This window comes from Vibrio splendidus (assembly GCF_003345295.1).
Classification (GTDB): domain Bacteria; phylum Pseudomonadota; class Gammaproteobacteria; order Enterobacterales; family Vibrionaceae; genus Vibrio; species Vibrio splendidus_K.
Window position 1 is genome coordinate 534,506 of sequence record NZ_CP031056.1, and the last position, 25,947, is coordinate 560,452.

Annotated in this window: 19 protein-coding genes and 1 pseudogene; 14 read left to right on the plus strand and 6 right to left on the minus strand. The window is 43.0% G+C overall.

Annotated elements, in window-relative coordinates:
* Positions 1 to 153: 153 nt before the first annotated feature.
* Together DUN60_RS18165 and DUN60_RS18170 are read left to right on the plus strand one after the other, a co-directional pair.
* Positions 154 to 2,070, plus strand: coding sequence for a methyl-accepting chemotaxis protein (locus DUN60_RS18165; protein ID WP_114634744.1), 1,917 nt, complete (start codon positions 154 to 156; stop codon positions 2,068 to 2,070).
* Between the two features lie 224 nt (positions 2,071 to 2,294).
* Positions 2,295 to 2,495 (plus strand): restriction endonuclease subunit S domain-containing protein, encoded by a 201-nt coding sequence (locus DUN60_RS18170; protein ID WP_004732016.1) that lies wholly within the window; start codon positions 2,295 to 2,297, stop codon positions 2,493 to 2,495.
* A gap of 229 nt (positions 2,496 to 2,724) precedes the next feature.
* Here DUN60_RS18170 and malK read toward each other — a convergent pair whose 3' ends face one another.
* Entirely contained in the window at positions 2,725 to 3,837 is a 1,113-nt protein-coding gene (gene malK, locus DUN60_RS18175; protein ID WP_017084833.1) for a maltose/maltodextrin ABC transporter ATP-binding protein MalK, read from the minus strand.
* 664 nt (positions 3,838 to 4,501) lie between these two features.
* Here malK and malE point away from each other — a divergent pair.
* The 3 genes from malE (at position 4,502) to malG (ending at position 8,240) form a co-directional block, all read left to right on the plus strand.
* Positions 4,502 to 5,686 carry a maltose/maltodextrin ABC transporter substrate-binding protein MalE gene (malE, locus tag DUN60_RS18180; RefSeq protein WP_004732013.1) on the plus strand — a complete coding sequence of 395 codons (1,185 nt, stop codon included), beginning with the start codon at positions 4,502 to 4,504 and terminating at the stop codon, positions 5,684 to 5,686.
* Positions 5,687 to 5,766: 80 nt separating this feature from the next.
* Positions 5,767 to 7,338, plus strand: coding sequence for a maltose ABC transporter permease MalF (malF, locus tag DUN60_RS18185; protein WP_114634745.1), 1,572 nt, complete (start codon positions 5,767 to 5,769; stop codon positions 7,336 to 7,338).
* A gap of 11 nt (positions 7,339 to 7,349) precedes the next feature.
* Positions 7,350 to 8,240: a maltose ABC transporter permease MalG gene (gene malG / locus DUN60_RS18190; RefSeq protein ID WP_004732010.1), complete on the plus strand. Its 891-nt coding sequence runs from the start codon at positions 7,350 to 7,352 to the stop codon at positions 8,238 to 8,240.
* 580 nt (positions 8,241 to 8,820) lie between these two features.
* Here the strand turns inward: malG and DUN60_RS18195 are convergent.
* The 4 genes and pseudogenes from DUN60_RS18195 to DUN60_RS18210 all read right to left on the minus strand — a co-directional run bounded on the left by DUN60_RS18195 (position 8,821) and on the right by DUN60_RS18210 (position 13,019).
* Positions 8,821 to 9,093 (minus strand): hypothetical protein, encoded by a 273-nt coding sequence (locus DUN60_RS18195; RefSeq protein ID WP_114634746.1) that lies wholly within the window; start codon positions 9,091 to 9,093, stop codon positions 8,821 to 8,823.
* A gap of 268 nt (positions 9,094 to 9,361) precedes the next feature.
* Positions 9,362 to 9,865 carry an acyl-CoA thioesterase gene (locus tag DUN60_RS18200; RefSeq protein ID WP_054545838.1) on the minus strand — a complete coding sequence of 168 codons (504 nt, stop codon included), beginning with the start codon at positions 9,863 to 9,865 and terminating at the stop codon, positions 9,362 to 9,364.
* A gap of 427 nt (positions 9,866 to 10,292) precedes the next feature.
* Positions 10,293 to 11,931, minus strand: a pseudogene (locus DUN60_RS24995) (peptide ABC transporter substrate-binding protein).
* A gap of 194 nt (positions 11,932 to 12,125) precedes the next feature.
* Positions 12,126 to 13,019 carry a DMT family transporter gene (locus DUN60_RS18210; RefSeq protein ID WP_114634747.1) on the minus strand — a complete coding sequence of 298 codons (894 nt, stop codon included), beginning with the start codon at positions 13,017 to 13,019 and terminating at the stop codon, positions 12,126 to 12,128.
* 98 nt (positions 13,020 to 13,117) lie between these two features.
* Between DUN60_RS18210 and DUN60_RS18215 the strand changes: the two genes are divergently transcribed.
* The gene (locus DUN60_RS18215; protein WP_054545835.1) at positions 13,118 to 13,906 is read left to right on the plus strand and encodes an AraC family transcriptional regulator; all 789 of its coding nucleotides are present in this window, start codon (positions 13,118 to 13,120) and stop codon (positions 13,904 to 13,906) included.
* A 47-nt stretch (positions 13,907 to 13,953) separates the two neighbouring features.
* Here DUN60_RS18215 and DUN60_RS18220 read toward each other — a convergent pair whose 3' ends face one another.
* Positions 13,954 to 14,316 carry a hypothetical protein gene (locus tag DUN60_RS18220; protein WP_114634748.1) on the minus strand — a complete coding sequence of 121 codons (363 nt, stop codon included), beginning with the start codon at positions 14,314 to 14,316 and terminating at the stop codon, positions 13,954 to 13,956.
* A gap of 308 nt (positions 14,317 to 14,624) precedes the next feature.
* Here DUN60_RS18220 and DUN60_RS18225 point away from each other — a divergent pair, with 308 nt between their 5' ends.
* From DUN60_RS18225 to DUN60_RS18260, 8 genes are all read left to right on the plus strand, one after another.
* Positions 14,625 to 15,062, plus strand: a complete 438-nt coding sequence (locus DUN60_RS18225) for a DUF1214 domain-containing protein (protein ID WP_114634749.1) — start codon at positions 14,625 to 14,627, stop codon at positions 15,060 to 15,062.
* A 10-nt stretch (positions 15,063 to 15,072) separates the two neighbouring features.
* Positions 15,073 to 16,833, plus strand: coding sequence for a protein translocase subunit SecD (secD, locus tag DUN60_RS18230; RefSeq protein WP_162808237.1), 1,761 nt, complete (start codon positions 15,073 to 15,075; stop codon positions 16,831 to 16,833).
* Entirely contained in the window at positions 16,820 to 17,374 is a 555-nt protein-coding gene (locus tag DUN60_RS24900; protein ID WP_162808238.1) for a protein translocase subunit SecF, read from the plus strand. Before secD ends, DUN60_RS24900 begins: the two co-directional genes overlap by 14 nt.
* Complete coding sequence (locus DUN60_RS24905) at positions 17,361 to 17,765, plus strand: protein translocase subunit SecF (RefSeq protein WP_162808239.1); 405 nt, start codon at positions 17,361 to 17,363, stop codon at positions 17,763 to 17,765. Before DUN60_RS24900 ends, DUN60_RS24905 begins: the two co-directional genes overlap by 14 nt.
* Positions 17,766 to 18,071: 306 nt before the next feature.
* Positions 18,072 to 18,749: a hypothetical protein gene (locus tag DUN60_RS18245; RefSeq protein WP_114634753.1), complete on the plus strand. Its 678-nt coding sequence runs from the start codon at positions 18,072 to 18,074 to the stop codon at positions 18,747 to 18,749.
* Positions 18,750 to 19,418: 669 nt separating this feature from the next.
* Positions 19,419 to 21,218 carry a mechanosensitive ion channel family protein gene (locus DUN60_RS18250; RefSeq protein ID WP_065206734.1) on the plus strand — a complete coding sequence of 600 codons (1,800 nt, stop codon included), beginning with the start codon at positions 19,419 to 19,421 and terminating at the stop codon, positions 21,216 to 21,218.
* 118 nt (positions 21,219 to 21,336) lie between these two features.
* Positions 21,337 to 22,428 (plus strand): efflux RND transporter periplasmic adaptor subunit, encoded by a 1,092-nt coding sequence (locus DUN60_RS18255; protein WP_114634754.1) that lies wholly within the window; start codon positions 21,337 to 21,339, stop codon positions 22,426 to 22,428.
* On the plus strand, positions 22,428 to 25,481 hold the full coding sequence (locus DUN60_RS18260) for an efflux RND transporter permease subunit (protein ID WP_114634755.1): 3,054 nt from the start codon (positions 22,428 to 22,430) through the stop codon (positions 25,479 to 25,481). The genes DUN60_RS18255 and DUN60_RS18260 overlap by 1 nt, the downstream gene beginning before the upstream one ends.
* The last annotated feature ends 466 nt before the right edge of the window (positions 25,482 to 25,947 follow it).

The following is a 25,947-nucleotide window of genomic DNA, read 5'->3' on the forward strand; positions in this document are numbered from 1 at the left end:
TACATCATGTTTGCAGTTTTTTGAGATAAAAGTCTCTAGTTTTATTGGTTTTGGCCGATACATCACTCAGATTGTGCATTGCTTGTTGGAGTGCACTAAAAAAGTCCTGTTCAGGGTATACCAATAACGAGCGATTCTTTTAAAGGTCCAAATATGTTTAAAACTAACTCTCTGAGTATCAAACAAAAAGTTGTACTTGGAATTACCTTTGCGGTTCTTGCATCGACAGTGATTGTCGGCGCGATGGCACAACAGCAAGCAAGAGATGTATTGAGTCACCGTTTGGTTGATATTGAGCTTCCCGGTATGTTGGAGCGAATCAATGGTGAAATTGATCGTGAAGTCTCTCAGCTATTGTTAGCGGCGGAGCAAATTGCTTCAAATGAATTCATTTCTGATGCAATCGAATCGACAGATCGCGATGCTGTGTTAGAGGGTAAGTTGGTAAAACAACTGAACAATGTTCGCAACCAATATCAGCTGAATGATGCCTCGGTAGCGAACCGTCAAACAGCTTACTACTGGAACCAAGATGGTTTTTTACGCCAGCTAAACCAACAACAAGACGGTTGGTTCTTTGGTTTTACTCAGTCAGGCCAGCCAACCATGGTGAGTATGTTCCAAGAAGCCAACGGTGAAGTGAAGATGTTTGCTAACTACCAACAGCCTTCTGGTTTGGCGATGTCAGGTTTATCAAAATCGATGGATGACATGGTTAACCTGCTGAACGGTTTCAAGATTGAAAATACAGGCTTTGTATTTTTGACCGATAGCCAAGGTGATGTACAGATTCACCGTGAGCGTTCTCGCAGTGATTCTTCACTTCAACAACTTTACGGTCCTCAATCAAGCCAACTATTGAACAAGTCGGGCTTTAACCTGATTACCACTGAAAGCCAGGGCCAAGAGCTGTTTGTGGCGAGCTTGTATGTGTCTTCCATGGACTGGTTTGTTATTGGTGTAGTTCCGACTGGAGAAGTGTTTGCAGAGTTAGATGCGACAGCGCAAAAGATGCTGATCATGACGGCGGTTGTGGCATTAGTATTTATCCTAATGGGCGTAGTTCTGGCGAACAGCATTACTCAACCGATTAAACTTCTGGCTAAGCGTTTCGGTGACCTTGGCGAAGGTGATGGCGACCTGGCGCAGCGTATTGAAGTGAAAGGCAACGATGAAATTGCACAGCTTTCAAAGGGCTTTAATGGATTCATTGAAAAGATTCACGAGTCTATGAAAGAAGTATGTTCGACAAGCCAAGCGCTTCAAGTGGCGGCAGAGAGTGTTTCTAACAAAGCACACATCACCCACGATAATAGCCAAGAGCAACGTGATCAAACCCTTCAAGTGGTGGCTGCCATTAACCAAATGGGCATGACCATCAGCGAGATTGCATCAAATGCGGCAACGGCTGCGGAAACGGCCACTCAAGCTTCGGGCAATACTGAAGTGGGCCGCTCTGTGGTAAACAAAGCAAAAGACGCGATCAGCCGTTTAGCTCAAGATATCGAAAGTACGGGTCAAGTGGTTGAACAACTTGCTTCAACAACACAAGATATCGGCTCTATTCTGGGTGTTATCCGTGATATTTCAGAGCAAACCAATTTACTTGCATTGAACGCTGCGATTGAAGCAGCGCGTGCCGGTGAGCAAGGCCGTGGCTTTGCCGTGGTAGCCGATGAAGTACGAAATCTAGCAAGTCGCACGGCAGACTCGACGGAAGAGATTCAGAAGATGATCAACCAACTGCAAAGCGATGCTAAAGATGCAGTAGCAGCAATGAGTACAGGTAAAGTCATTACCCTTGAAGGTGTAGCTGCATCGGATGAAGCCGTAGATGTACTGGGTGGCATTTCGGACCGCATCGTAGACATCACCGATCGTAACACGCAAGTAGCAACGGCAACGGAAGAGCAATCAACCGTAGTTCACACCATCAACCAGAACATTGAAGAGATTAACGCAATCAATGAAGTGACAACGGGTACCGCTGAGCAGCTTGCTGAAGCGAGCCAAGAGCTCCGAGACCTTTCCTCACGTCTGGATAAGATGGTTGGTTCATTTAAGCTTTAATCTCTTTGAGCTTTAATTCCTTTAAGCTGTAGCATGGCTTAGAAAGGGACATAGACGAAGAGCTGGATTCATTTAATCGTGAATCCAGCTCTTTTTATTTAGGGGTTTGTTTTCTTCTAACTGGCCTTAGCTTGATCTGGTTTCGGGCTTTGCACTTAATCGCTCTAGCATCACAGAGCGTAAATGAGTAAAATCTGATTAGGTTTAATATTTAGGTAAGTATCATGAGCGATTTTGAAAAAGAACTAGAGCAGATGACTCAAGAGATGGGCGATGAGCCAGAAGTAAAACTGCCATCAATTGAAGAGCAAAAAGCGATCGTTGCTGAATTTAAGCGACTAGAAGCGGAAGGCAAACTAACACCAGAAGTGTTAGAAAAGCATTTTGGCCAGTTCAACAAAACAAGTGATACGCCAATCCACTAAGTTTCTGCAGGGCCAACCTATATCGTTTAGGTAGGGTGGCTTTGAGCTCAAACAAATAAAGGTCTAGCATCCGCTAGGCCTTTTTTATTGCCGCGCGAAAAGCTAACTGAGCGGTGCGCAAAATTAAACCATCAAAGCGAAAGTAGTTGGCGCCTTTAAACAAAAAATCCCCCTTACTTGGTAAGAGGGATTCGATATGGGCAAGTTATATCTTAAAAAGGCGAACCGATTAGTCGGTGCCGTACTCTTTGTACAAGCGACGACATGCGCGACCATCGCTATGGAACAAGTGACAACGGTGCGCAGGAATACCAATCGCTAGTTTGTCACCAGATTCAATCGTCAATGTGTCTGGTTGGCGATAAATAACGTCAGCATCAGCACTTTCGAGGTTTAGGTAAACCTGAGTTTCGTTACCTAGTTTCTCGACCATCATCACTTCAGCTTCAATCGTCGCGTCACCTGTTTCAGCAGACAACAAGTGCTCAGGACGAACACCCAGAGACATACGGTCACCAGCATTGACAGTCGTACCATCAACTGGGATCCAGAAAGTCATACCGTTAGAAAGTTGAACTTGTACGCGTTCAGCTTCAGCTTGCTCGATGTGAACCGACATAAAGTTCATCTTCGGTGAACCAATAAAGCCTGCCACGAAACGGTTTTGAGGGTAGTGGTAAAGATCAAGAGGTTTACCCACTTGAGAAACATAACCGCCATCAAGAACAACAATCTTATCGGCCATTGTCATCGCTTCCACTTGGTCGTGGGTAACGTAGATCATGGTGCAACCAAGTTGACGTTGTAGCTTAGTGATTTGCGAACGCATTTGAACACGCAGCGCAGCATCTAGGTTAGATAGAGGCTCATCAAGTAAGAATACGTTTGGTTGAGAAACTAGAGTACGACCAATAGCAACACGTTGACGTTGACCACCAGAAAGTGCTTTAGGTTGACGCTCAAGAAGGTGACCAAGCTGAAGAATTTCTGCTGCATGCTCAACACGCTTGTCGATTTCAGCTTTGTTTGCGTTTGCTAACTTAAGGCCGAAAGACATGTTGTCGTAAAGGTTAAGGTGAGGGTAAAGCGCGTAAGATTGGAATACCATACCTACGCCACGCTTTGAAGGCTCAACGTCATTCATGCGTTGGTCGCCAATGTACAAATCACCAGACGTAATGTCCTCTAGACCTGCGATACAGCGTAATAGCGTCGATTTACCACAACCTGATGGTCCAACGAATACTACGAACTCACCTTCGTTGATGTCTAAGGTTACGTCCTTAGAAATCTGTACATCACCATATGATTTATAAACGTTTTTTAACGTGACACTCGCCATCTAGCTAGTCCTCGATCGATCAAATTTTAAGTTTTACTGCTTATCATTATAAGAAATTTTTGGGTCAGCAGTAACTGTAGGAATTGGTAAGTATTGAATGAGTAAGAAAAAAAGTGGGTGAGACTTGGATTCTTTAACCAAGCCCACCCGTCATAGCCAAACTGGTGCCTATTTCCCCCACATCCAGCTAAATCTCCCCCGTGATTCAATCACAGATTTAGCTTGATGCTTAATAAAGACAACAGCGGGCAGTGAAGCCAACTAAATGAACAATGCTTCACGCATAACATTCGCTGGTAAAGGGTTCTTACTATCCACTCTTGGATGGATGCAGTTTCGGTGAATTGGCGCAATCGTACATCCTCCCAATGAAAATTTAACGAGGGGGAGTAGGAGGGGAGGAGTAGATAAATGGGGTTGCTCCCAATTAGCGATCCAGTTCAAATAAATTCACCACATAACGGTGATGTGGATCACGATGAGTATGCACTTTGTGACTTCGCTCTCTAATCTGACCGGATGACGATCACGAAATTAAGCCATAATAGCTAGGGCGTAGTGGCTAGGATGATGAGTTAGGGACTGTTTTCTCAGATCATAACCTCGAAAACTGGCTCGTCTTAATTGAATGCGCCCTACGTATAAATATAAAAAGGATATTGACATGAAAAACGCTCTAAGCGCTGTAGCTCTAGGCACAATTGTGGCTCTGGGTTCATTTGGTGCAAACGCTGCTATCGAAGAAGGTCAACTAACTATTTGGGTTGGTGGCGATAAAGCTTATGAAGGAATGGCTGAAGTAGGCAAACGCTTTGAAGAAGACACTGGTGTTAAAGTAACAGTGGCTTTCCCAGATAAACTAGAAGAGAAGTTCTCTCAAGTTGCAGCGGCTGGCGATGGCCCAGACATGATCTTCTACGCTCACGACCGTTTTGGTGGTTTTGCAGAAGCGGGTCTTCTTGCTGATATCAAACCTTCTAAAGAGACTAAAGAAGGTATCGTAGACTTCGCATGGGACGCTGTTTCTTACGAAGGTAAAACAATCGCTTACCCAGTAGCGGTTGAGTCAGTTTCTCTTATCTACAACAAAGCACTTGTTCCTAACCCACCTAAGTCTTGGGAAGAAATCCCAGCACTTAACGCTGAGCTTCAAAAAGACGGTAAGAAAGCGATCATGTGGCCTCTACGTGGCGGCGCTTACTTCACATGGCCTCTACTAGCAGCTGACGGCGGTTATGCATTCAAACAAACAGCCGAAGGTTACGACATTAAAGATGCGGGCGTAGCGACTGATGGTGTTCAAAAGTCTCTAGGTTTCATCGAGAAGATGGTACAAGACAAAGTTATCTCTGCAGACATGGACTACTCAGTTGCTGAGTCTGAATTCGTTGCGGGTAACGTTGCAATGACAATCAATGGTCCTTGGGGCTGGGCAAACATCGAGAAAGCAGGCGTAGACTACGGCGTTGCAACACTGCCTAAGTTCAACGGTAAAGCGTCTAAGCCTTTCGTTGGTGTATGGGCGGGTGGTATCAGCACTGCTTCTCCAAACCGCGACCTAGCCGTTGAGTTCATGGAAAACTACCTACTAACTGATGAAGGTATGAAAAGCTTGAACGATGACAAACCACTAGGCGCAGTTGCTCTTAACTCTTTCCAACGTCAACTAGACAGTGACACGCGTATTGCCGCAACAATGGACAACGCGATGAACGGTGAAATCATGCCTAACATCCCTCAGTTCACTACATTCTGGTACAGCATGGAAGAAGCGATCGGCAACGTTGTTGATGGCCGCCAAACTGTTGATCAAGCGCTGAAAGGTGCTGAAGCTCGAATGACTAAGTAATACTCAAGTTCTACCTTTAAGGAGGGGGTAACCTCTCCTTACTTTTCTATTTTTTATCTATATCGTTAGCAGGTTCCTCTATGCAGTCAGTTCAAGGTTCAGATGCGATCCCGGCACCATCAAGCCTTCCAAGCAGTAAAAGCGTCTTCATCAAATGGGGGTTGCTTGGTAGTGTTGGCTTAATTAATGGCTACGCTACAATTTTAATGTATTCTCGCGGTGAGCTCGCATTTGCGCTTCTTACTGTGATCTTAACGGCTTTGGCACTTTACATTTTTGGTAGTAAGAAAACTTACGCCCACCGTTATATTTACCCAGGTATTGCCGGAATGATTTTATTCATTCTTTTCCCACTGGCATACACCGTCGGGCTTGCGTTTACTAACTACAGCGCAAAAAACCAGCTCTCTCTAGAGCGTACTCAAACCGTTCTTTTAGACCGTTCATTCCAAAGCGGTGAAAGTTACCCATTTACTTTGTACAAAACAGATAACGGTCACCAGATCGTTGTGAAAGATGGCGACCAGCTGTTAGCAACTGATGTATTTTCTCTGGAAGGTATGACAGCAACAGAGATGGACCTATCTGCAATCGAATCTGTACTAGGTGAAAAAGAGAAGATCAAAGCGATCATCCAAAACCGTTCTGCGATCAGTGGTGTAGACTTCCACTTGCCAGATGGTGATGATATCCGTATGAGTGGCTTGCGTAAGTTTGCTGCCGTCGCACCGCTTTATACCCTTCAAGGTGACGGTGAAACGTTAATCAACAATGAATCTGGTGAAGTATTGAAACCAAACATGGAAGTGGGTTTCTACCAACCGGTTGACGAGAAAGGAGAGTTTATTGGTAACACAATATCTCCAGGCTTTGTTGTAGACATTGGTACGGCTAACTTTGAACGTGTTTGGAAAGATGACGGCATTAAAGAACCGTTCATCAGTATCTTCATCTGGACCGTTGTATTTTCTATTTGTACGGTTGTTTTCACACTTGCCATTGGTCTGATTCTTGCAAATGTTGTGCAGTGGGAAGAGCTAAAGGGTCGTTCAATCTACCGTGTTCTACTGATTCTGCCTTACGCAGTCCCAGCGTTTATCTCGATTCTTATCTTTAAGGGCCTATTTAACCAGAGCTTTGGTGAGATCAACATGGTGCTTGAGAGTATCTTTGGCTTAAGCCCGAACTGGTTCTCCGACCCGATTCTTGCGAAAACCATGGTGTTGATTGTTAACACTTGGCTAGGTTTTCCTTACATGATGATTTTATGTATGGGCCTATTAAAAGCGATTCCTGAAGATTTGTACGAAGCGTCAGCAATCGATGGTGCTAACTTTCTTGATAATTTCAAGCGAATCACATTCCCATTGATGATTAAGCCGCTTACACCGCTATTGATTGCAGCATTTGCCTTTAATTTCAATAACTTTGTAATGATTCAACTATTGACGAACGGCGGCCCGAACATGATTGGCACTTCAGAGCCCGCGGGTTACACAGACTTACTTGTAAGCTACACCTACCGAATCGCATTCGAAGGCGGCGGCGGTCAAGACTTTGGTCTAGCAAGTGCTATCGCAACGCTTATCTTCCTATTGGTTGGTGCACTCGCGTTATTAAACCTACGTTTCACTAAACTAACTCAAGATTAAGGAGCACGACAATGGCTATGGTACAAGGTAAAGGCCTTAAATACCGAGTGTGGGCAACGCATGCAGTGTTGTGGTGCTTCTTAGCGCTAATTATCTTCCCACTATTAATGATTATTGCTATCTCGTTCCGTGAAGGTAACTTCGCAACCGGTAGCTTGATTCCAGATAACCCATCTTTGGAACACTGGAAATTAGCTCTTGGTATGTCGGTAACGAATGCAGACGGCTCGGTGACACCACCTCCATTCCCGGTACTAACGTGGTTGTGGAACTCAATTAAAGTCGCGGGTATTACGTCTATTTTGATTGTGGCGCTGTCTACTACATCGGCTTACGCATTTGCTCGTATGCGCTTCAAAGGTAAAGAAACTATCTTGAAAGCGATGATGGTTTTCCAAATGTTCCCAGCAGTATTGGCTTTGGTAGCGATTTACGCGCTGTTCGACAAACTTGGTCAATACATTCCGTTCTTAGGTTTGAACACACACGGTGGTCTAATCTTCTCTTACTTAGGTGGTATCGCACTTCACGTATGGACGATTAAGGGGTACTTTGAAACGATTGATAACTCTCTGGAAGAGGCAGCAGCCCTTGATGGTGCGACGCCGTGGCAAGCGTTCAGATTGGTTCTATTACCTCTGTCAGTGCCAATCCTAGCGGTTGTGTTTATTCTATCTTTTATTGGTGTTGTTGGTGAGGTACCTGTTGCTTCAATCCTATTATCGGATGTGAACTCTTACACGCTAGCAGTCGGCATGCAGCAGTACCTATATCCTCAGAACTATCTATGGGGCGACTTTGCGGCAGCGGCTGTACTATCAGCACTTCCGATTACGATCGTATTCTTACTTGCTCAACGTTGGTTAGTTGGCGGTTTGACGTCGGGTGGTGTAAAAGGATAAGCTGTACCCTATAAGAAAGACAAAGAGCGACCTTTAGGTCGCTCTATATTGGCATTTTTATTACATCATTTGGTTTGGCCGCCGATCAGTAATAAAAATAACCCTCAGGTTACGCATAGCTGGCTACTAATCAGGTTCCTTACGCTATTAATGATTAGTGGTTTTTGTAACTCTAACCCAGGTATTTACTTGGGTTTTTTTATACCTGCTACTTTTTGCTTTCTACTTTGTCTTGATGTTCGTTTACCTGTCAATTCTTGTGCTCATAACGGCTTCATGTTCAAAGCTTCGAGTCACTTCTCTCTCAAACCTTCCGAGCCTCATTCCTCTTACTTGAAGACATGAACGAGTCTCACAAATCAGACACTCAGTATAAGGGGCAGTTGCTCTATTGATATATTGCTAATATTTCAATGCGTGATACTTCAATGATTTGTATGCAACGATTAGCCTGATTGCACAGAAAATGTCTATAACGGCGGGCTACTGTTGATGTGTTGTGAGTAGCTATCACTCGTAGTTATTGGTTGGCTTGGAAGTATCTTTCAATTCAAAGGTAAGAGGGAATCGGATGTTGTGGTTAGAGTTCTCTACTAGAAGGAGCACAGCCAAGATGCTGCAACAGCACATAGATGCTTTCTTGATCGAGTGCCACACGGCGAAAGAGATCCGCAAACGTGTTATCCCCGCCAAAACAAGTTTGGATATAGTGGTTAATTTCATTGCTATCGTAACCTTCTACGTACAAGGTTCTGACCCATTGGTACTCAACTGCCTTGAGGTTATTCAGTGTAGATTCGCTAAGAGTGGGGCGTGTGACGCTCAAGAGTAGCTCCGGGAAATTCAAATACATCCATTATGATTGGCGGTATTTAACCAGAGCTAAATGACGACTTTATTACAGTTCGAGCAAATTGCTAAACAATAGCGGCTTCATTTCAGCCCTTGGCTAAGTATCACGCTATATAAGCCGTATTGAGACAAGTCGTATTGAGGTAAGCGGTGTTGGGTAAGACGAAGCTTTGTCTGTGAGAGTGTGAATAGGGGAGTAGAGCTAGATAAGTAAATGCCAAGCAGGTGCTTGGCATTGTAATAAGGTTTTGTAGCGTAGTTGGTGAAGTTTACTTAAGGTACTTAACGTGTGCTTCCATCTCTTCACCGATCTGTTTTCGCATGTTCATTAGGCGAATAGCCGAATCTCTTAATTCGATGTCTTCTGGTGTTTCTGGCACCCACTCCGGCACCTTGGTCGGGTTACCATTTTCATCAACAGCGACCATAATAACGATACAGTGAGTCGTTAGGCGGTTGTTGAGTTCTTTAGGGTCGCTGGCTTGAACGTCGATAGCGATGTGCATAGAAGATGAACCGGTATAGATGACCTTCGCACTTACCTCAACAAGGTTGCCAACATGGATTGGCGCAACGAATCGAATTCCCCCTGCGTAAGCGGTAATACAGTATTTACCACTCCACCCAGCAGAACAAGCATAAGCCGCTAAATCGACCCATTTCATTACTGCGCCACCATGAACTTTACCACCAAAGTTCACATCCCCAGGTTCAGCTAAAAAACGCAGAGTAACGTCTCGTTTACCATCTGGTCGGTTATTGTTACTGCTCATCTATCTTCCTTCATTATTATTGTTCTGTATAACATGCTTGTTACTTGCTAATAACAATATACTTAAGATGACATAAATTAAAGCGGTGTTTCTCACGATTAAGATTATTTTTTCAAACGAGTGACGAAGGGATGAATATTGATGTTTAAAGGCGGTAGAGGCGAGTGGCAAACGCGGATGAAGTAATATTGAGCAGGTGCCTAGCCATATTGAGTAAGAACCAATAAATGTTGAGCTGACAGCTAGAAAGGTCGATTGCAAAAAAAACACCTAGCGCAGTGCTAGGTGTTTCTAAGCCGTTTGGTACTCATTGCGGTACCTTATTTTGTTTTAGCCAACTAACCGCTGTTTATCTGGTTTAGTTAAATTATCTTAGTCTTTTTACCACTAAAGTGGTAGTTAAAAATATTTGTTATTCAGCTCATTTTTACTCTTGAATAAAGTATAGATCCTTCGCGTAGATATTTCCTTTCGGATTATTGTTAGGGAAGCCTTTGAGAGTATTTCGCACTAATCGGGTGTGATTGTAATGATATAAAGGCATAACTGCTGCAGATTCGTTAAGTAGCGATTCAGCATGCTGGTATAAAGTAAAGCGTTTAGACTGATCTTCCGTTTTACTTGCTTGCTGTAAGAGCTCATCGTAATCGGGGTTGCAGTAGCCACTTTCATTTGCCGTGTGACCACAAATGAACGCCTCTAACAGTGCAGAAGGCTCTGGGTAGTCACCAAATGCCCATGAGCGAGCTAGTTGATAGTCGCCACTTCCCTTCGCTGCAACATAGGCTTTCCACTCCATGTTTTCTAACTCAACTTTTACGCCAAGTGGCTTCCACATCGATGCAATCGCAATAGCTATCTTTTTATGATTCTCACTGGTGTTGTATGTCAGGGTAAATTTGAGCGGCTTGTTTTCGTTGTATCCCGCTTCTTCAAGTAGCGTTTTGGCTTTTGTTAAACGCTGCGTGCTGTCTAAAGAATTGAATTCGGATAAAGGAGCTGTGTAGCCAGGAATATTATTCGGCGTCACGCTGTATGCTTCTGGCTCACTTTGACCAGTGACTTTATCTACCAATATCTCACGATTGACGGCCATGCTGAGTGCTTGGCGTACTCTTACGTCATCAAACGGTGCTCTTACGTGTATTGAATGAATAAACGTAAGAGCCCAATAGAGCTTGCGCTTTGATTTGTTCAGGACTTTCTTGGATTAATTTTTGGTAGTACTCAAGCTGAACGCGATTGGTCATATCGATCTCACCAGCTTGGTAACGAATCAGTTCGGCATTTTGAGAGGATAGGCCGAGATAGGTTACCTTATTGATGACTGTCGATGTGTCATCCCAATAATTTGGGTTTCTCTCGACTTCAACGTATTCGTTGGGCACCCATTTACTCAAAGTGTAAGCACCGTTGGTCGCGATATTTTCTGCGCGAGTCCATTGGTCACCTTTCTCTTGAACCAACTTAGCAGGCAAAGGGAAAAAGGTCTTGATGCCCATTAAACTCATAAAATAGGGCGTAGGTTTTGAAAGTGAAATCTCAACTGTGCGCTTATCTAATGCTTTGATGCCAAGCTCAGAGGGAGCTTTGTCTCCTGATAGAATCTCGCTAGCGTTCACGATATTAGCCGTCGAAAAAACAAAACCTGTGTTGTTACCTGTTTTAGGAGACACAGCGCGCTGCCAACCAAAGACAAAATCGGATGCTGTGACTGCCTCACCATTCGACCACTTGAGGTTGTCTTTCAATACAAACGTCACGGTTTTGCCGTCTTTGCTGATAGACCACTTTTTGGCTTGCCCTGGGATGATTTGCCCGTCACTGTCCTCAATCACAAAGCCTTCAAACATATCATTGACGATAATGTCACCGGGCATACCTGAGTTTACGAAGCTTGGGTCTAGTGTGTTGGGCTCTGCGCCATTACCACGCACAAAATGTTGTTCCTCAGCTAATCGTTCTTCAGCTAATGTCACATCAGCAGGAACAGTGGCAGCAAAGCTTGAAGCAGATGACAAAGCAAGCAGAGACGAGATGATCACAGGGATCGTTGGTTGAGTCATTGTAATTCCTTTTACAACTTAAACGGTACTCAATGCATTAAACCTGAGTCGGTAACATGTTGCAACCACAATGAACGCGTATTAAAAGCATTTGAAAGGCTTGTGAATAAAACAACAGTGCCTACTTCGGGAGTAGGCACTGTGAGAAAAGTGAGTTTGAATATTTACCCTAATGTGAGCGTTGGGTAATGTGTTTAGCCTTGTTGAGGGAGAGGTGCCTCAAGCCTTGGTTTTCTTTTGATTTGAGCAAGGATGACACCGGAAATTACCATCACACCGCCAATGATGTGGAACTGGTTAATCTCTTCGCCAAGCCAAGTGGAAGCTAATACAATTGCGATAACTGGCATCAAATTCATGAACATCGCACTTGAGTCCGCACCAATGGTATCAATCGCTTTCACCCACATCCAAGGTGCTAAAATGGAAGCGGCAACCGCGGCGTAAGCGATTAATGGGATCGCTTGTTGCGGTGGTAAAAGCTGTTCGCTGGTAAGCCAAAGTGGCGCTAGCATTGCGACGGCAAAAAGCCCCTGCATGTAAATCACAACCCAGCTACTGATTGGCATTTTCCAGCGTTTCAACAACACACAGTAAGAAGCATATACAAAGGCCGCAATCAGCATATAGCCATCGCCTTGAGTCAGCTCTTGATGGATAAAGAACAGAGGATCGCCTTTGCCTAACATCAGAGCTAAGCCTGACAGTGACAATACACCACCCACAATGCTCAAACTAGAAATCGACTTGTGTAACAGAGGAACGCTAAGGAACACACTGATCAAGGGTACTAATGAGGTGATCAACGCCATGTTAGAAGCGGTTGTGGTTAAGCCCGCGTAATAGCCTAGAGATTGGTTTAACACCATGCCCAAAAAGCCAAGGAAAGCCAACTTAGACAAGTTAGGTTTAATGATCGGCCATTGCTTGATAACTGAGCGAATACAGAAGGGGGTGAGAATTAACATCGCAAAAAACCAGCGGTAAAAACTCATCGCGCTAGGTTCAATGGTACTTGCAGCAAGCTTGTTGACGATTGCATTGGCGCCCCAGATACAGACTGTAAAAAATGGTAAGAGATAATGCATGTGAATTCCGTCGCAAATGAGTTGATGCGGCTAGTTTGACAGGTCGTTATACTTACAAGTATCTTTAGAAAGACATCAGGCGCGATAGGAAGACAAGTTTGAAAAAACACTCAAGAAACCTTCACCCATCCTTATCAATTGATAAGGCACCATCCAACGTATTTATGAATTTTGAAGCGTTTCTTTCGAACACTGAGACCCGAGTTCATAGCCACTCATGGGGACAGGTTCAATTGATCAGTGGCGGTATATTAGAAATGGAAGCGGAAGGCACCCGATTTCTAGCGCCACCCCATTTGGCGATTTGGGTACCGGCCGGGGTGACGCATTGCAGTTATAACCGTAAGCCTTTGGACTACTGCTCGCTAAATATCGCCCCTGAGCTAACGCAACACCTTCCAGATAAAACCAGCCTTATAAAGATCACGCCGATTGTGTCTTCGATTATTGATGATTTTCGCGATCGTGGGATCAATGTTGCGGAAACAGAACAAGATCAAAGGCTTGTTCAGGTACTACTCGACCAACTTGCGCAGCGTGAAGTTGAACACCACTTCTTGCCTTCAACCGACAATAAGTACCTAGCGCCTATACTGGCTTCTGTGGAAGAAAACCCAACCGATGAAGTGACATTGAAAGATTGGGCTGAGCGTGTCCACACCACGGAAAGAACCCTTTCTCGCCACTGCCAGACGGAGCTTGGGATGAGCTTTACAGAATGGCGATTGCGAGTGCGCTACCTCTACTCAATGGACTTGTTGAGAAACGGCCAATCGGTTAAAGAGGTCGCTCTTACATTGGGTTACAACCAAGCAAGCCCTTTTATCACCATGTTCAAACGTTACGCGAACCAAACGCCAGAACAGTATAAGAACCGTTTGTTGTAACCCGAGCTGATCTCGCATGGCTAACATGACGAGAAACCCCGACATAACTATAACGTAGTCAAAGCAACGCACCTGTTACCTAACAGGGTCGACAACGTTGCGATCATTGGTTTGTTAATGTAATCGCTTTCTACTGCTATGTCGTCAAGCCAGTAAATATCTGCAAGTAGGTGAAGATCTTCAATCAATGCTTGGCAACTTTCCTCAGTCACTTTTGAAATATCACTAGGGAAATCATCACTGAGATCGACAATGATCACTCGTTGATGCTTTTTTAGCTTCAATCTTACAATATCTTCTAAATCGGCCATGCTTTTCTCTCTGTGGAAAATAAACATCACACTTTGGCCCTCTCCGATATCGTAGATCTTATAGCGTCGATCATTGAGATAAATAATATTGAATTTCATGTTATCGATTCCTCGGGATTTAAATAATCAGCCAAAATGAAAATGTTGAGTTGGCATTAGACGTTAATTTTTAACTCAATGTCGTTTGAATTGAGTTTGCTTAACTTCACTTAAATTCTCAAAGAATTAGAGAAATTCAAATGTGAATCTCTCAAGTCATATTTGAATTTCTGTAAACCATATTCAGGACACTGTTGGTTATTTATGATCTCTGCATTCATGGTTTTCTAGGAAAGAAAACCTAATGCAGCAAAGGAGATAGGTTCAAAAAAGAATCTAAGTAGCATCAATTAACAGTTGTCAACCCAATGAAAAATATCAATAAATATCTTTTGTTATTCTCTCTTCTTGTAAACGGTTTTTTCTCAAGTTTTGCATGGTCTTCGAGCTCGATGTTGGAGGATGTGTCTGCAATAGCCAAGCTCATTTATGACAGTGAACCTCAAATTGAAGCGACGAGTGATGTCAAACAAATCAGTAATAATCAATCTCTGACGTATCGAATTACAAAGGCAGAAGCCGAAAGCGATTTGTGGTCGATTGTTATTATTGACGGACAAAGTGACGAGATAGCAGCTGGTGGTCAGCAATTGATTACTAATATCGACAATATGAATTTTCATCGAGAACTCGATGGTAGCTTACTTATCAAAATCTCGAAGTACCGACCTGGTGATGTGAACGCTACTAACTGGTTACAAGCCCCAGAAGGTAGCTTTTATCTCGTGAAGTATGTGTACTTATAGGGTAGATAACATGAAAAAAATATTTGCCTATTTCCTGCTAATTCTCTTATTGATTAGCGCTATACCGAGTTTTTTTGGCGAAAAGCCTGCATTGGTCCTTAATCACGCTGATAGTTCATTACCCATTGAGCCTTTGTTAAGCACATTAGTTAAAAATCAGATAACTCCGCTAGGTATTGAGAATCAACAAGACGAAACTACATTAATCTTTGAAAGTAAAAAAGAACAGCGAGAAGCGCAACAGGTATTGTCATTGGCGTTTCCGTTAGCTCATTCTCATTTTTCATTCGTCAGTGCAGCACCTCAGCTATTTAGCCAGGTAGGGCTAACACCCATTAACCTTGGATTAGATCTTCGTGGTGGCGTGCAGTTCATGCTGCAAGTTGAAATAGATGATAGCGTGAGAAGTTTGGTAGAAGCGACATCGACGAATGCTCGCCACGTGGCTCGTGCAGAAGGGATACGCAGTCGAATTGCTGACATAGACAACAATGGATTCTCGGTCATTATTACTAATTTAAGTAGTCGTGATTCAAACAGTATTCAAAACGTAACCGACCACATGCGTTCACAGTTTTCTGAATGGAAAATCAGTGTAAACGACAACGTATTACGTTTTTCGCTTGATGAAAGCATTAAAGAAGAGCAGGCAAGCCTCGCTATGCAGCAAACCCTAAATATTATGCGCCAGCGTATTGAAAGTTTAGGTATTACTGAGGCCGTCACCCAGCGTCAGGGGACTGACCGTATATTGATAGAGCTTCCGGGCGTTCAAGATCCTCAAGTAGCGAAGCGTGTTATTGGTGCGACGGCGACGATCTCTTTTCATACGGTTGTTGATTCAAGCCAAGCTGCACAGACTCATACTACGCGTGATGGGGAATCTGTACGCTTGTCTAGGCAACCGGTGTTAACGGGAGAGTACATTATTGGTGCATCCGCATCGGTTGGCGAGTTTGGACAACCTGAAGTGAACCTAGTGTTGAGCAGTGCGGGAGGCAGCAAAATGTCTGACTTCTCACGGAGTAACATCGGTAAACCTATGGCGACCTTATACAGCGAATATCATCAAGATCATAACAACCAACTTGTTCAACGCCATGAAGTGATCAACATTGCTACGATCCAAAGCCAATTAGGAAGTCGTTTTAGAATAACGGGTATCGGGCAAATTTCCGATGCACAAGACCTTGCGCTAATTCTACGCTCTGGGTCATTGACCGTACCTGTGACCATTATTGATGAGCAAGTGATTGGTCCAAGCCTAGGTGAAGAAAATATCCAAAAGGGTTTGCTCGCGGTGATGGTAGGTTTAGCTCTGACATTTGTGTCGATGCTGGTTTTGTACCGAAAGTTCGGTGTTATAGCTTGTGCCGCGCTTATCACCAACATTGTCATGATTGTGGGTTTCTTATCATTGATACCGGGAGCAACGCTTACTTTGCCGGGTATTGCGGGCCTTGTACTCACCATGGGCATGGCGGTTGATACTAACGTTCTAGTGTTTGAACGAATCAAAGAAGAAATGCGTTCAGGAAGACCGCTAGCAAGCGCGATACCGAGAGGTTATAAAGAGGCCAGAAGTACGATTATTGACGCAAACCTTACGTCGTTGATCACTGCGATTATTCTGTTTGCGATTGGCTATGGTGCCGTGAAGGGCTTTGCAATAACACTCGGGATTGGACTGTTGACCAGTATGTTTACGGGATTATTTTATAGCCAAATGTGGATGACAAAACTTTGGGGGTATGACAATGACAAAGTTTAACCAGTTGGTCGCTGATATTCAGTGGTCAAAAGTAAGGTGGAACGGTTTATTGGTTTCACTTGGGTTGATGTTTATATCAATTGTCCTGATATCGACCAAAGGTTTCACGCTTGGGCTTGAGTTTACCGGTGGTATCTCTCATGTTGTCAATACCGATATTCCAGTGACTTTGGAAGCGATGCAGTCAGCTTTGAATACGGTATTTGATGAATTACCCAATCTAGTGCCCGATGTTACCTACCAAACTTGGCAGTTACAGTTTCCTATTGGCGGAACGGGTGAATTGGAGTTGTTGCGGTGGTTAAGAGCTGTAGAGTTGGAGCTAGGCCATCCGCTTAATCTAGTGTCGAGCTCAGTTGTTGGCGCGCAGGTGGGTGAGCAATTATTTGAGCAAGGTGGTTTAGCCCTGATTGTTGCGTCTATCGCCATTATGTTTTACTTAACTGTGCGTTTTGAATGGCGATTAGCTCTGGGCGCGATTGTTGCTCTACTGCATGATGTGCTGGTGGTTTCTAGCATTATTTGTGGTGTTTTCGATTGAATTTAATCTCACCGCTCTTGCTGCATTGCTTGCTGTTGTGGGTTATTCGCTCAATGACTCTATTGTTATCGGAGACCGAATTCGTGAGTACCTGACCCGTAGACCGAATCAGAGTACCAGTGAATCTACGGATCAAGCGATACGATCGTCATTGTTTAGGACTCTAGTAACGTCTGGAACCACGTTATTGACGGTAAGCAGTATTGGCCTTATCGCAGGTGGTACATTAAGTGGGTTTGCGTTTGCATTGTTCGCTGGGATTATTGTGGGCACTTGGTCTTCATTAGTGATCGGTACAGCAATACCGGAAAGGATCGGTTTGTCTTCTGAGCATTATAAGCCCAAAGCTCCTTTGTTAGATGAAGGCGGTAATCCTATTCATAGTGAATAGTCCACCGTTTATAGCTAATAGCTAATTGAAAACTTATGGCTCCTATATTGGAGCCTTTTTTGTGTCAAAGGAATTATTCATCATCTTTCATCTAATGTACCAAATATGCTCTTAGATTTTATATTTCCTATGGGTGACTATTTGGGATGTTATGAAAATTTAAAATAGTAGTGTGCTCATTTTATCGAATGATATGTATGTTTATTAACAATTTACAGTGAGCTCTATTTTGAATTTCTGTAATTCGTCGTAAACAATAGCGGGTTAGGTACAATTTACTCGACATTAAATATTGAGGAACACATTATGAAAAAAATTGTATTAACTATCTCTGCTATTTTACCTTTAACTCTTTCAGCTTTTGCGAATGCAAACCAGAACATCGACTTTTCAAACCCAGTGTCGACTTATTCTTATGCGAACCTAGGTTATGATAGTGATGGTTTTACAGCTGGCATTGCTGCAAGCCAGGATCTAAACAATGGTTCAACCATGTTTGAATACATTGGTTCTAATGATTTCTACCAACATAATTTTATTGCGACATTAGCGAATAGTGATGCCGCTCTTCAGTTGGATTACCTATGGGACACCGATTACAAGGATACAAGCAAAAACTCACATACGGTATTTTTTAATGCCATAAAAACAACCTCTATTGACTCTAACTTCAGCCTTTCTCCATCAATGGGTCTAGGCTTTAATACCAATGACTTATCGACAAACACAAGTTATTTAGCTAATGCAGCACTGACGATGACCTACGCATTCACTAGTCATGTTTGGTTTGATGTTACACCAGAATACACTTATAGCTTTAACGATCAAAAACAGAAAGTTGGCGGCAAAGAGAGTTACCGTGATTTATCTATTGAAACCAATTTAGGTTTCAAAGTAGCACAAAATCAGTTTGTTGAAGCAACATATCGCTACGATGAAAACAATGATCACCATACTGGTATCAGTTACAACATGAGCTTTTAATCCACAATATCACCCTTTGTTAAGTGACTGTATGTATCTTAATTTTTGAAGCGTACAGTTACTTAATAAATAATATATTTAGCTAATAACCAGTAACTAAAAAATGATAGATAAATTTATTATTAGCCAAGTGCGATATTTAATAAAAACGTTAAATGGTAGGTGTAACTACATATGAAAAACATAACTGCTCAACCATTGATTCTTTACGGAAAAGTTCCCTTTAAATATATTTATTTTGGCTTATCTTCTTATGTGGTTGTTATGTGGTTGTTATGTGTGGTTTTTTATCTTTGATAGGATGGATGGGTTAAAGAAAATGATTTTCATAGGGAAGTTTAATCGCATAGTGAAGTAATTCGCTATGCGGTAGTTAAAGGTAAAATATATTTATGATGATATTCGCAATGTTAGAAATGACATAAAAATTAAGTAGCCAAGAATAACGGTAATAAGTGGAAAGTATTTCATGGTTTATCTCCATCGATTATTGATGATTATTTATCGCATAACTACTTCACAAAGCACATGAATTAGAGAAATTCATTATCGCTCGAATTGATAGTGAACCATTCTTAATTCATTTCAATTTTCATTCTTACTATTCATATTGATAGTAAGAATCGTATGCTCTCTGAGAGGGTGTTTCGACTAAATCAAAGGTCAATTATGGTCGCTCGACTTTTAACACTTTTCTTTTCAATCCAAATTGTTTGGTTTAGTTCATTCGCTCACGGCCAAGACAAGCCCAGTTTTGTGGATACTTCAACGCCCAATAGCACTCTATCTGGTTTTATTAAGTATTCTGAGCACGTGATCCATTATTGGCAGCTTGAGCAGCTCGATTTACCTGAAGCCCAACACGCTTATGCCCAAGTAACGCGAACCATGGATCTGTCAAACCTTCCCAATCGCAGTCGAACCGTGGTCGTGATGGAAAGAATAATTTTGCTGCACGAAATTCTAAATAGGTTAGGACAAGACGTTCAATTACATCCTTCAGAAATGGCATCACCAACGGGTGACACTGGTCACCAATGGCGTCTCGCTAATACAGACATTCTGATCGCTAGACAGACGAATGGTGAGAAGGTTGGCCAATATCTGTTTACGACCACTTCCATTAATAGCTTATCGAAATGGTATCGCCTGATCTCAGCGTCTACGGAGAAAAGTGAACATGACGTTGATTTGTACCATGAGTTTTTAATTCTTCCAGGCCCGCTATTTTCAATATCATTGATTAAATCTTTACCAGAAAGCTTTAATACCTTATACGCATCGATTCCTCTTTGGCAGTGGTTTGCTTTAGTGAGCGTCTTTTTGTTATGTAGGTCTATGATTAAGTTAAGCTTCTCGCTTGGCGAACGTTGGAACTTACATTGGTATCGAAATGGACTGAAATGGCAAGTTGGCCGCCAGTTATCTTTGGTTGGGGTCGTCTTTATTCTGTTTATTACCCGAAAAGTGATTGATGACGGAATATGGATCACTGGAGGTATCTACCAGTTTTTGTCTACCTCTTTTTTGATTGGCCAGTTTTTCTTCGTTGCATGGTTGATCATGACCATATTCAATTACTTTGCTGAGCTGTATGTATTTAATAAGCATGAAGGCAAGTATGTTGACTCTTCTTTAATTACGGTACTCGCGCGTATTTTTGGCGGCCTTACGATTGCCATCTTGGGCATCTATGTGATCGATTTTATGGGCTTCTCAATCTCCCCAATCGTGACGGGTTTAGGGGTTGGTGGTTTGGCGGTAGCACTCGCCATTCGTCCTGTACTGGAAAACGTGATTAATGGGCTTACCTTGTATGCTGATGGTGGTATCAAAATTGGGGAACTTTGCCGCTATGGCGATAACCTAGGTACTATTGAGAGCATAGGGCTACGATCTACACGAATCAGAACACTAGAGCGTTCTTTAATTACTATTCCTAATTCCGAATTTGCCAATATGGAAATTGATAACCTCGAACGCCGCGATAAGCGTCGGATGAGTCATCGCTTGAGGTTGCGTCCAGAGCTAACTCAAGACCAACTCAAACTTCTGGTTGTTGGTATTAGGCGGCTGTTGTTACAACATCCTAAACTGGATGAAGATCCGGTGAGAGCAAGGTTTGTAGGCGTTGGTGAGTTTGCGATACACATCGATATACTCGCTTATATTATATGCAAAGACCATGAAGAGTTTCTTGCTGTGCAAGAGGATGTGATGTTTTCGGTGATGCAGCAAGTTGAAGCGGTAGGCGCCCAGTTGGCATTCTCTAATCAATACCAACTTGCTCAGGCACTTAACCCTATTGATGATGAACTCAAAGAGAAAGCGACCGAAACAGTTAAGCAGTGGCAAGATAACAATAACTACCCATTCCCTGACTTTAGTTATGAATTTAAAGATGGAATCAAAGACAGCATTATGTACCCTGCGAAAAGTTCAGCGGTTCGCGCAAATGGAAATGGTTAAAACAAGAAGCTTTACCCTAAGGTGATTATCGCTAATTTGAATTTCTCTAATTCATCGTGTTTGCCTTCTATTTACTCCAAAGTAGCGTCAAAATATTTAAGCTACTTTGGAGATATCCATGCCTCGTATTCGTTCTTCACGCATACTTCTTTCTTTTTCTGTTTTACTTATGTCGACGGGGTGTTCGACCGAAGACTCACCACTGATAGGTGATACGCCTCGCCCTGTCCGTTTGACTGAAGTCCAAGCCGTGGGTCATCAAGAAATCAGACGTTTTCCTGCTCAAGTTTCTGCATCGAAGGAAGTCGAGCTCGCTTTTAGAGTGGGTGGTGAAGTCGTTGAATTTAACTTAAAGCCATCGCAAAGAGTGACAAAAGGCGAAGTCATTGCTCGACTTGATCAGCGAGATTTTAAAACTGAAGTCACATTGAAAAAATCGGAGTTTGATTTAGTCAAAAGAGAATTAGATCGAGCGACCCAAATGATGAAAAAGAATCTATTGGCTCAAGCGGAGTTTGATGGCATTCAAGCTCGTCTTCAAGTTGCACAGGGAGCTTTACAGCTTGCACAAGACAGGTTGAAAGATACCGTCATTACTGCGCCTTACAGTGGTCGAATTGCAACGACTCACATTGAAAACCATCAACAAGTGCAAGCTCACCAAGGTATCGTCCTTTTACAAGATCATGAAATGATAGATGTCACGATCCAGTTACCTGAAAACGTACTTAGCCAGATGGATGCTAAGAGAATTGACCCATCTTATCAGCCCTTAGCGACCTTTAATGGCTCATCGATTTCCTACCCTGTGACTTATAAACAGCATAAAACGCAAGCAACAGCAGGAACACAAAGCTATGAAGTGACCTTTACTCTGGTCGCGCCAAAAGATAACCATACTGTGTATCCAGGTATGGGAGCAACGCTACACCTTGATATCGATAAAATCATTGCCGATAAGCAAGGTGCTCAACGTTTTGTCGTTCCTGCTAGCGCCATTTTAGACAATGACCTGATTGGTCAACCTCAAGTCTGGGTATTTCAAAACGGGTTAGTTTCTTCGTTAGATATCACCATTCAAGGAGTGTCGGCGCGTGGTGCGATTGTTTCTGGAGATCTCTCTCAGAATAGCTATGTGGTGAGTGCTGGTGTCAGTCAATTGTCAGAGGGGATGAGAGTTACGCCCGTCGTTCGTGAGCGAGGTTTATAATGAACCTGACTAATTACGCAATTAAAAACAAAGTCATAAGCTGGCTCGTCGTTGCCATTTTATTGGTGGGCGGTGTGCTTTCGTTTCGTGGTTTAGGACAATTGGAATTTCCTGCATTCCCTATTCCACAAGCTATGGTTAACACCACGTACCCTGGTGCCTCTGCAATGCAAGTTGAGGAAGAGGTCACCTTACCGCTTGAGCGTGCGATTTCTCAGCTTGAATATGTTAGAGATGTCGAATCTTTTACCAGTGCTGGGCTGTCTCAGATTGCGGTGATATTAAAAGAGACCATACAAGCAGAACAACAACCTCAGGTATGGGATGAATTACGTCGTAAGGTGAATGATATTCAGCCGAGAATGCCACCGGGAGTGAATCCATCGCAAGTCATTGATGATTTTAGCGATGTGTATGGCATTCTCTACAACATTACGAGTAATGAATACACTTATCGCGAACTACAAAATTACGGTGAATACCTTCAGCGTGAGCTTCTTGCTATTAAAGGGGTAAAGAAAGTTAACTTGGCCGGGCTAGTCTCTGAACACATTGTGATTGAGATTGCCCAGCAAGATCTTAATACGTTGAACCTTGATCCTGCTTGGCTTTCTCGTTTGATTCAAAATCAGAACATGGTGTCTAATGGTGGTGATTTGCTACTTGATGGACAATCGATCCGAATCCATTCTTCTGGTGAGTTTAATGAAATTGAAGCGTTAAAATCATTTAAATTTAGCCCGCCGGGAAGCAATGACCTGATCCAATTAGGTGATATCGCAGAAATAAGCCGTCAGTTTCAGGATAAAGCTTATACCTTGTATCGTAACAATGGTGAACAAGCCATTTCTCTTGGGATCTCGTTTGCGAACAGCGTCAATGTGGTTTATGTGAGTGAACGTGTCAGTAATAAATTGTCTGAACTCGATTTTGCTCGCCCAATCGGCATTGAATTAAACAAAGTGTACGACCAAGGCGATGCGGTTGATAAGTCGGTGTCTGACTTTGTGATGAGCCTAGTCGAAGCGGTATTGATTGTTATTGTCGTGCTCTTATTTGCAATGGGTTTGCGTTCAGGCATTTTAATGGGGGCTATTTTATTACTGACTATCCTCGGCACCTTCATTGGAATGAGCATTCTAGGCGTTGAGATTCAAATCATTTCACTTGGTGCTTTGATCATTGCACTGGGAATGCTGGTTGATAATGCGATAGTGATAACTGAAGGTGTCTTAATTGGCCTGAAACGTGGATTGACCAAACGTAAAGCCATTGAATCCGTTGTTAAACAGACCCAGTGGCCCCTGCTTGGTGCAACACTGATTGGTATTATTGCATTTGCCCCGATTGGCTTGTCTGCCGACGCAACGGGGGATTTCTTAGGGTCTTTATTCCAAGTATTAGCGATTTCTTTATTACTAAGTTGGGTGCTTGCTATCACGTTAACGCCGTTCTTCTGCGAACTGATGTTTAAAGAAGAAATAGCCAAAGGTGAGTCAGAGCATATCGATCCTTATCGAGGGTTGATATTTACCCTGTATCGCACGGTTCTTAATACCGCACTAAAAAACCGCGTCGCGACTATGGTCATCACTCTGGTCTTGCTTATTTCTGCTGTGATCGGGTTTGGCTCTGTAAAACAGGCCTTTTTCCCGCCATCGAATACGCCAATTTTCTATGTGGATGTATGGCTGCAACAAGGCACAGACGTTCGTGAAACAGAACAACGCCTAAAACAAATTGAACGTACCGTGAGCGGGTTTAATGACGTTCATAATGTCACGACCGTCGTAGGTTCGGGTGCTCAGCGATTTATTTTGACTTATGCACCTGAAAAATCATACAGCAGTTACGGGCAATTGATTGTTGAAGCGAAAGACTTAGCCGCGATCGAAACGATGTTACCTCAGATGAAAGCAAGGCTTGAAAGTCTACATCCTGATATTGATTTTAAGTTTAAGTTAATGGATTTGGGCCCTGCCCCTGCCGCTAAAGTAGAAGCGCGCTTTTATGGTGCGGATCCACAAGTGTTGAGACAACTTGCTGCTCAAGCGAATGAGATCATGCGTAATGAGCCAAAAGCAACCGCAGTTCGTCACTCGTGGCGAGAGAAAACTCAAGTGCTTGAACCGCAACTTGACGGTGCAGCAGCAAGGCGAGTCGGGATAACCAAGAGTGATCTTGATAGAACCTTGTTACGCAATTTAAATGGTGAGCAGATTGGCTTGTTCAGAGATGGCAGTCATATCATGCCGATTGTCATGCGCGCGCCAGATGAAGAACGTTTTGATATCGATAGATTACCTGAGTTACAAGTGTGGAGCCAAGACCAAAGCCGTTATATCCCAATAACACAGGTCGTTTCCGACTTTAATTTGACGACGGAAGACTCTTTAATTGTTCGTCGTAACTTTAAACGTGTGATTTCCGTTATGGCCGATGTGACGCCATTTGGTGATGATACGGCTGAATCTTTGCGCCGTTTGGTCGCCCCTAAAATCGAAGCGATTGAACTCCCTCAAGGCTATCATTTTGAGTGGGGGGGGGAATATGAAAGTCAGCAAAAGGCTACCAACAACCTAATGGGTTCATTGCCAATGGGATACCTGATCATGTTCTTGATTACGGTATTGTTATTCAACACCATTCGTCAGCCTTTGGCGATTTGGTTGACGGTACCACTGGCATTAATTGGTGTGAGTGCAGGCTTACTATTAATGAATATTCCGTTCTCGTTCACGGCCCTGCTAGGGTTATTGAGCTTATCAGGCATGATTGTGAAGAATGGTATTGTGCTGGTGGAGCAAATCAATATCGAAACCGACCAAGGTTCAAATCTTAACCGTGCAATTGTAGATGCGAGTGTGAGTCGTGTTCGACCTGTGTGCATGGCGGCAATTACTACCATGTTGGGTATGATCCCGCTGGTGTTTGATGCCTTCTTCCAGTCGATGGCGGTGACCATCATATTCGGACTTGGGTTTGCTACACTACTAACTTTAGTGGTATTGCCTGTGATTTATGCCTTGTTGTACCGAGTAAGCTATCGTTAACATCTACATGTTCAATACCTTTCATTAGGATAAGAAAGAACGTCCAGAAGTGCATAGGATTAAGCTGATACCAATAATGTTGGTATCAGCTTTTTTGTTCGTATTAGCCTGGAGGAAGTGAACGATTTAGTACTCAAATTTGCAGAAAGATACGTGCTGTTATCAATGTATATAACAGTACTATTTAGCTAGAAAGCCACCAGTGTGACCACCTTAAAACGTCCATACATTGCTATCGAATCTCTGTGATGAAAACTCGGGAAGATGTTCGTTAAAGGCACCAATGTTTACTGGGTCGTCAATATATGCTGGTTCAATGTTTACTGGTTCAGAGGAGCATTTACATAGAAGAACGTAGAGCAAGTCGAGCGATTAGAGTTAGAGTGGGTATTTTGAGGGGGATAGTATTGTGGGCTGTTGGAGTGGAAACTGGGTGCCGTTGTTTAAACAGAAAAACCCACACAAT

Bases quoted from the DNA above. Each gene is read 5' to 3' on its own strand.
- malG (WP_004732010.1), top strand. From the start codon at position 7,350: ATGGCTATGGTACAAGGTAAAGGCCTTAAATACCGAGTGTGGGCAACG.
- DUN60_RS18255 (WP_114634754.1), top strand. From the start codon at position 21,337: ATGCCTCGTATTCGTTCTTCACGCATACTTCTTTCTTTTTCTGTTTTA.
- DUN60_RS18195 (WP_114634746.1), bottom strand. From the start codon at position 9,093: ATGTATTTGAATTTCCCGGAGCTACTCTTGAGCGTCACACGCCCCACT.
- DUN60_RS18225 (WP_114634749.1), top strand. From the start codon at position 14,625: ATGAAAAATATCAATAAATATCTTTTGTTATTCTCTCTTCTTGTAAAC.
- DUN60_RS18210 (WP_114634747.1), bottom strand. From the start codon at position 13,019: ATGCATTATCTCTTACCATTTTTTACAGTCTGTATCTGGGGCGCCAAT.
- DUN60_RS18200 (WP_054545838.1), bottom strand. From the start codon at position 9,865: ATGAGCAGTAACAATAACCGACCAGATGGTAAACGAGACGTTACTCTG.
- malE (WP_004732013.1), top strand. From the start codon at position 4,502: ATGAAAAACGCTCTAAGCGCTGTAGCTCTAGGCACAATTGTGGCTCTG.
- DUN60_RS18220 (WP_114634748.1), bottom strand. From the start codon at position 14,316: ATGAAATTCAATATTATTTATCTCAATGATCGACGCTATAAGATCTAC.
- DUN60_RS18250 (WP_065206734.1), top strand. From the start codon at position 19,419: ATGGTCGCTCGACTTTTAACACTTTTCTTTTCAATCCAAATTGTTTGG.
- DUN60_RS18170 (WP_004732016.1), top strand. From the start codon at position 2,295: ATGAGCGATTTTGAAAAAGAACTAGAGCAGATGACTCAAGAGATGGGC.
- secD (WP_162808237.1), top strand. From the start codon at position 15,073: ATGAAAAAAATATTTGCCTATTTCCTGCTAATTCTCTTATTGATTAGC.
- malF (WP_114634745.1), top strand. From the start codon at position 5,767: ATGCAGTCAGTTCAAGGTTCAGATGCGATCCCGGCACCATCAAGCCTT.
- DUN60_RS24900 (WP_162808238.1), top strand. From the start codon at position 16,820: ATGACAAAGTTTAACCAGTTGGTCGCTGATATTCAGTGGTCAAAAGTA.
- DUN60_RS18245 (WP_114634753.1), top strand. From the start codon at position 18,072: ATGAAAAAAATTGTATTAACTATCTCTGCTATTTTACCTTTAACTCTT.
- DUN60_RS18165 (WP_114634744.1), top strand. From the start codon at position 154: ATGTTTAAAACTAACTCTCTGAGTATCAAACAAAAAGTTGTACTTGGA.
- DUN60_RS18260 (WP_114634755.1), top strand. From the start codon at position 22,428: ATGAACCTGACTAATTACGCAATTAAAAACAAAGTCATAAGCTGGCTC.
- malK (WP_017084833.1), bottom strand. From the start codon at position 3,837: ATGGCGAGTGTCACGTTAAAAAACGTTTATAAATCATATGGTGATGTA.